Source organism: Desulfovibrio piger, from assembly GCF_012843875.1.
GTDB lineage: Bacteria > Desulfobacterota > Desulfovibrionia > Desulfovibrionales > Desulfovibrionaceae > Desulfovibrio.
Window position 1 is genome coordinate 1 of the sequence record NZ_JABAFY010000082.1, and the last position, 6,070, is coordinate 6,070.

At 56.1% G+C, this 6,070-nt stretch carries 4 protein-coding genes; 1 reads left to right on the top strand and 3 read right to left on the bottom strand.

Going from position 1 to position 6,070, the window contains the following annotated elements:
- Positions 1-69: 69 nt before the first annotated feature.
- Positions 70-1,479 (bottom strand): outer membrane homotrimeric porin, encoded by a 1,410-nt coding sequence (locus HF854_RS11970; protein ID WP_346765662.1) that lies wholly within the window; start codon positions 1,477-1,479, stop codon positions 70-72.
- A 90-nt stretch (positions 1,480-1,569) separates the two neighbouring features.
- On the opposite strand from HF854_RS11970, the gene HF854_RS11975 reads away from it, so the two are divergent.
- Positions 1,570-1,992, top strand: a complete 423-nt coding sequence (locus HF854_RS11975; protein WP_168936495.1) for a hypothetical protein — start codon at positions 1,570-1,572, stop codon at positions 1,990-1,992.
- Between the two features lie 46 nt (positions 1,993-2,038).
- On the opposite strand, the gene HF854_RS11980 is transcribed toward HF854_RS11975, so the two are convergent.
- On the bottom strand, positions 2,039-3,550 hold the full coding sequence (locus HF854_RS11980) for an outer membrane homotrimeric porin (RefSeq protein WP_168936496.1): 1,512 nt from the start codon (positions 3,548-3,550) through the stop codon (positions 2,039-2,041).
- Positions 3,551-3,990: 440 nt separating this feature from the next.
- Positions 3,991-5,508 (bottom strand): outer membrane homotrimeric porin, encoded by a 1,518-nt coding sequence (locus tag HF854_RS11985; RefSeq protein ID WP_168936497.1) that lies wholly within the window; start codon positions 5,506-5,508, stop codon positions 3,991-3,993.
- Positions 5,509-6,070: the final 562 nt, after the last annotated feature.

Below are 6,070 nucleotides of genomic sequence, written 5' to 3' on the forward strand. Positions count from 1 at the left end.
GCATCTTTTCTTGCCGCCGTTCAAATCAGATGCATATCTTTGTGGGCAAACATAATTTGACGACACTATCTAGAACGTGTAGGCAATGATCAGCTGGGCCTTCCAGGCATCCTGCTTCTTGTAGGAGTCGTTGCGGTAGCTGCGCTTCCAGGTGTCGTCATCCACCATGTTCACGATATAGCTCAACTCCAGGTTGGCTTCCAGATTCTCATAGATCTGGTAGCTGTTCACCAGGTTGAATTCCAGCAGGCCGTCATTGGTGGTCAGGTACGGACCTTCGGGGGTACCGTTGTCCCAGCCATAGGCGTCCTTCACATACTTGGCCATGGCAGGGCTGTTGGTACCACCCCAGTAAGCCACACGGAAGGAGTGCTTCAGATCTTCCACAAAGCTCATGTCGTGGATGCGCAGACCCACGCCCCAGGTACCGGCATAGGTCAGGTTGCGGTCATACAGACGCGGGTCGCCCCAGCCATAGTTGCCGTCGCCCATGAAGGACATGAAATTAGCGCAACCGGACATGGTGGGCATACGCTCCGAACCGTTCTTCACGTTGCCGTCATCACCGGAGGAATACCAGCCGAAGATGCCGGGAGTACCCCAATCCAGCTTGTATTCCACCAGGGCCTTGACCAGCCAGCCCTCGCGCTGGGTATCACCACGACGCCAGGCACCGCTGTTCAGCTGCTGCACATCATAGCGCCCCATGGATTCCACATAACCGTAGTTGATATCGACTTCGATGTTCAGCGGATCAAAGGCCGTGACGGCAATGGGCAGACCGGCCCAGAACGCAGAGCCATAGGATTTGTCGGTATCCAGCGTCCCGCCGTTGTAGGCCAGCGGATAAGGACGCAGGCTGTAGGGAGGATAGCTGCCCATATGCAGCCCGTTATCCATGGCATCCCAGGAGTTGACGCCGATCATGCCGTACATGGCCCAGGGGGTCAGCTTCACACCTTCGAAGGTCAGCGGCAGCATGAGGGCGAACAGGTCCACGTTATCCTGGTAGTTGGCATCATCGTCAGGAGACCAGCGGTTGGCGGCACTGCTCTCGTTCCAGTTGTCGTTGAACAGACGGGCCCAGAAAGCTGTCAGGCCAACATTTTCGTTGAACTGGTAGTTGGCTACGACAGCGGCGGCATCGTCAAACAGCACCGCGGAGCCACCGGCCACATTGGGCATGGAGAGCCCCTGGATACCCATACGGAACTTGAGGTCGGTGTTGGGAACCGTCCAGTCGATATAGGCGTTTCTCAATTCCACGATGGTCTTGTCAGCGCCCAGGGCGCCGCCGGAAGATGCCTGGCCCCACATGGTGTCGCCGATTTCGAAGTAGACCGTACCGGACAGCGACTCGGAAGCCACCGCATCCAACTGCAAACGCACGAGCTGCATGGCACTGAAGGCGTCATCGGTATCCCGGGCCTTATTCGACGTCGCACCGGCCTGGCCCCGGCCCCCACGCCCATCAGCCACATCCCCTGGGCTTTGAAATCGATAGCGTGAGCACCACTGGCAGCCCCCAACAACATGCCCGCAGCGAGCGCAAGAGTCATCAGCTTCTTCATGATAAAACCTTCCTCCCTAAATGAAAAATTTCCAGGCCTGAGAACTCCAAGTCCTTCACCGAGACATCTCCGGCAGGCCATCGACCTTATAGGACTCATCAAAAGAGTCTATTATCTTGTTGCGTTAGCATGGGCATATGGGTGGGTCAAGGCGATTGGTCAATTTATTGAATCACTCGACAGCGTCGTGAAAAAAAGAAGGAGCGAGGAAGAAAAAGGAGGCTGTCCCCCTAAAAAAAACGCCAGGGACTTGTGTGGAAAAAGCCATACAAAAAACTGTTCCCTGCAAGACATCCTGTCCCCAAACATCTGCATGAAACGCCTGCTGCACCAGGCATGGCCTTTGCTCCATCCGCTCTCCCCTCCTCCGGACAAAAGAAAAGACGACCTCCGCCAGGCGAAAGATCGTCTTATCCAATAAAAAAGGGGGGCTTGCGCCCCCCTTGAAAGCATCGCTGTCGTAAAGACTAGAAGCTGTAAGCGAAGATCAGCTGGGCCTTCCAGGCGTCCTGCTTCTTGTAGGAATCGTTGCGGTAGCTGCGCTTCCAGGTGTCGTCGTCCATCATGTTCACGATGTAACCCAGTTCCAGGTTGGCTTCCAGGTTTTCGTAGATCTGGTAGCTGTTGACCAGGTTGAATTCCAGCAGACCGTCATTGGTGGTCAGGTAAGGACCGTCCTTTTCGCCGAGGTTGAGGGCGTTGTTGAAGTTCTGCCAGCCGTAGGAGCTGTTCACGTACTTGGCCATGGACGGGCTGTTGGTGCCGCCCCAGTAGGCCACGCGGAAGGAGTGCTTCAGGTCTTCCACGAAGCTCAGGTCGTGGACGCGCAGACCGATACCCCAGGTACCGGCGTAGCTCATGTTGCGGTCATACAGGCTGTCGGAAGTGGACCAGCCGTAGTTGCCGTCGCCCATGAAGGACATGAAATTGCCACAGGCGGAGATGCTGGGCATACGCTCGGAACCGTTCTTCACGTTGCCGTCGTCACCGGAAGCATACCAGCCGAAGATGCCGGGGGTACCCCAATCCATCTTGTATTCCACCAGGGCCTTGACCAGCCAGCCTTCACGCTTGGTATCGCCCATGCGGGTAAAGCTGTTGTCAGCGCGCTCAGCAGCGTAGCGACCCATGGATTCCACATAACCGTAGTTGATGTCCAGCTCGACGTTCAGCGGATCCCACAGGGTCAGGGAGATGGGCAGACCGGCCCAGAACATGGAACCGTAAGCCTTGCCGGTAGAGGACGGATCAAAAGCGAACGCATCACCGCCGTTGGCGTAACGGGCATAGGGAGCGGTGGAGGTCAGGGTATTGGTGTTGGCACCAGCCATGCCGTACATGGCCCAGGGGGTCACCTTCACGCCGTCGAAGGTCAGGGGCACCATCAGGGCGAACAGGTCCATGTTGTCATGGTAGTTCACGCGATCCGCGCGAGAAGAGTAGTTGTCGTTGTAAGGACGGGCCCACATGGCGGTCAGGGCCACGTTTTCGTTGAACTGGTAGCTGGCGGTGATGGCAGCCACGTCGTCATCCAGGATGGCGGAACCACCGGCCACGTTAGGCAGCTGGATGCCCTGGATACCCATGCGGAACTTGAGATCGGTGTTGGGCACCATCCAGTCGATGTAGGCGTTCTTCAGTTCCACGATCCTCTGGTCAGCCCCCATTGCACCGCCATCGTCGTTCTTGCCCCAGTGGGTGTCACCGATTTCGAAGTACACGGTACCGGACAGGGCTTCGGAAGCCACGGCGTCCAACTGCAGGCGGACACGCTGGGAAGCACCGAAGATATCATCGGTATCAGCGGCCTTGTTGTGGTTGCTGGCCTTGTTGTCCTTGACATGGCTCACCAGGGAGCCGTCACCGGCGGAGAAGCCCATCAGCCACTGGCCTTTGGCCTTGAAATCAATAGCGCTGGCGCCGGTAGCGGCGCCCAGCAGCATGCCCGCAGCAAGAGCGAGGGTCATCAGCTTTTTCATGATAAAAACCTTCCTTCCTGAGAGAAATTTTCTGGCTTCACCATGGAACGCTCCTCCCCAGGGGCGTCCCATTGGCCAGCTCTGGACAAAAAATGTACGCTTTTCTGTTTGAGTACAAATTTTGTTACGCCAGCATACGCATGCCCCTTCTCTCCGTCAAGGGGGAAAGGTCAATTTTTTGAACCACGCTATGCGCAGCAGGATCAGGCAATCCTGCCTAACGCAAGATCCTGCTGCCAGCCTTGCGGTACCGATTCTTGCAACCAGTCTTCCAACAAAAATCGTTATGGCTATTACTAAAAGATAGGCGGTCCTCAAACAGCGTACCGACCTATCATTATTCCCATTTCCATTATCCCAAAATACAAAAAGCCCCGCCGGAGCGGGGCTTGAAAACCGGGGGGCCGAAGCCCCCACGGTCGAACTTCTCAAGCCGAAGCTTAGAAGGAGTACACGAAGGACAGGTTCACGTTCCAGGCGTCGTACACGCCGTCGCCGCCCTTGGCGAAGTTAGCCATGGGATTCTTGCCCCAGGTGCTGCGGCTGTCGTCCAGCCACAGGGCGATGTAGGCAGCGTCCAGCATGACGGTGAAGTTGTCGTACATCTTGTAGGTGTTGGTCAGACCGATTTCCAGAGCGGTGTCGCCGGTGGTCAGGTACATGGGATCGTAGGAGGTACCGTACTGGGTCACGCTCGCGGGAGCCTTGAAGGAAGTATGGCTCACGTACTTGGCCATCTTGGGAGCGTTGGTGCCGCCCATGAAGTTCACGCGCAGGGTGTGCTTCAGGTCTTCCAGGAAGCTCACGTCCTTCAGGCGGGCGCCGATGCCCCAGGTACCGGTCATATTGGTGCCCAGCACGCCTTCACGGGCGATGTAGGGGTTGCCGTTGAAGGCGAAGTTGGAGAAGCCGTTGTTGCCGTTGGCGCTCACCACAGGCATGCGCTCGGAACCGTTCTTCGGGTTGCTGTCGTCACCGGAACCGTACCAGCCGTACAGACCGGGAGTACCCCAATCCAGCTTGTATTCCAGCAGCAGGCTGGCCAACCAGCCTTCGCGGTTCCTCTTCTGGTCTTCGTAAGAGGCGGAACCGTAGTTCACATCCCAAGCGATGCGGAAGGGATCCCAGTAGGTCACTTCGCCGGTCACGCCAGCCCAGAAGGCATTGCCGTAGCTATCCAGAGGATCGGTGCCGGTGAAGCCGGAGACCATGCCAGCGCTGGCGCGATCCCACGCATTACCGCCATTGAACTTAGTCTTCTTGGCGGTGTTCTCCCACTCATTGAACATACCGGGGCCCATGGCAGCGTACATGACCCAGGGGGTCACCTTCACACCGTCGAAGGTCAGGGGCAGCAGCACGGCGAACATGTCCATGTTGTCCATGTAGTTCTGGTAACCGGCCTTATCACCGTTCCACTTGTAACCGCTATTGTCGTTGTAGGGGCGAGCCCAGAAAGCGGTCAGGCCAACGTTTTCGTTGAACTGGTAGTTCAGGCTGACGGCGGCCACGTCATCATCCATGATCTGGGAGGCATTGGTGGTGAAGCTGGGCAGAGCGATGCCCTGGATACCCATGCGGACCTTGAGGTCGGTCTGGGGCACCATCCAGTCGATGTAGGCGCGCTTCAGTTCCACGACCTTGCCGTCAGCGCCCATAGCGCCGCCGTTGTCGTTGTCGCCCCACACCTGGTCACCGATTTCGAAGAACACGGTGCCGGACAGAGCTTCGGAAGCCACGGCGTCCAACTGCAGGCGAACGCGCTGGCGGGCTTCGAATTCGTCTTCGTTCTTGAAGCCGGAGTTGTTCTTGGCCTTGCTTTCACCAAAGTTGCCGTGCATGCCGTAGTCGAAAGACATGATCCACTGGCCCTTGGCCTTGAAGTCGATAGCGCTGGCGCCGGTAGCGGCACCCAGCATCATAGCGGCAGCCAGAGCGAGAGTCATAAGCTTCTTCATAATAATACCTTCCTTCATTACTTCCGCATCTTTCGATCCCATCCACTACGGGATCTTTTTCCCTTGCGGGACCCCATTCCTGGCCTGTGCGGAGCGGGACAGGAATCCCGGCCAATACGGCCGGAGCTGAAAGCTCGTTTTTGAAAGCTCGCGGCAGCGATCTGCTTGTCCGTCGAACTTGTAAAAATTTTTATACCCCTTTCTTGACATTGTCAACGTTTCTTTAAAAAAAACAACAACTTAAATCATATTATCTATATCGTTTTTTAGATATAATTTTCTCACGAACCAGTTTCTTAAGCATGGATCCCTCGAAAAAATAAAAAAAGCTAACCTATTGAACGACAAAAGCCCCGCCGAAGCGGGGCTTAAAAACCATGAGGCAGAAGCTTTCACGGTCGGCGCTTTCCAATCACCGCAGAGAAAAAGGATACGGAGATCTGCTGATGATCCAGACACCATAGAGCCTGCGGATCTCAGAGCGCGTTTGGAAACTCATTTATCAATAATGAAACGTTTCAACAGTATGCTTGCCATGGCTATTTGAGTCATGGACTCAGAC

Bases quoted from the DNA above. Each gene is read 5' to 3' on its own strand.
- HF854_RS11975 (WP_168936495.1), top strand. From the start codon at position 1,570: ATGATAAAACCTTCCTCCCTAAATGAAAAATTTCCAGGCCTGAGAACT.
- HF854_RS11980 (WP_168936496.1), bottom strand. From the start codon at position 3,550: ATGAAAAAGCTGATGACCCTCGCTCTTGCTGCGGGCATGCTGCTGGGC.
- HF854_RS11985 (WP_168936497.1), bottom strand. From the start codon at position 5,508: ATGAAGAAGCTTATGACTCTCGCTCTGGCTGCCGCTATGATGCTGGGT.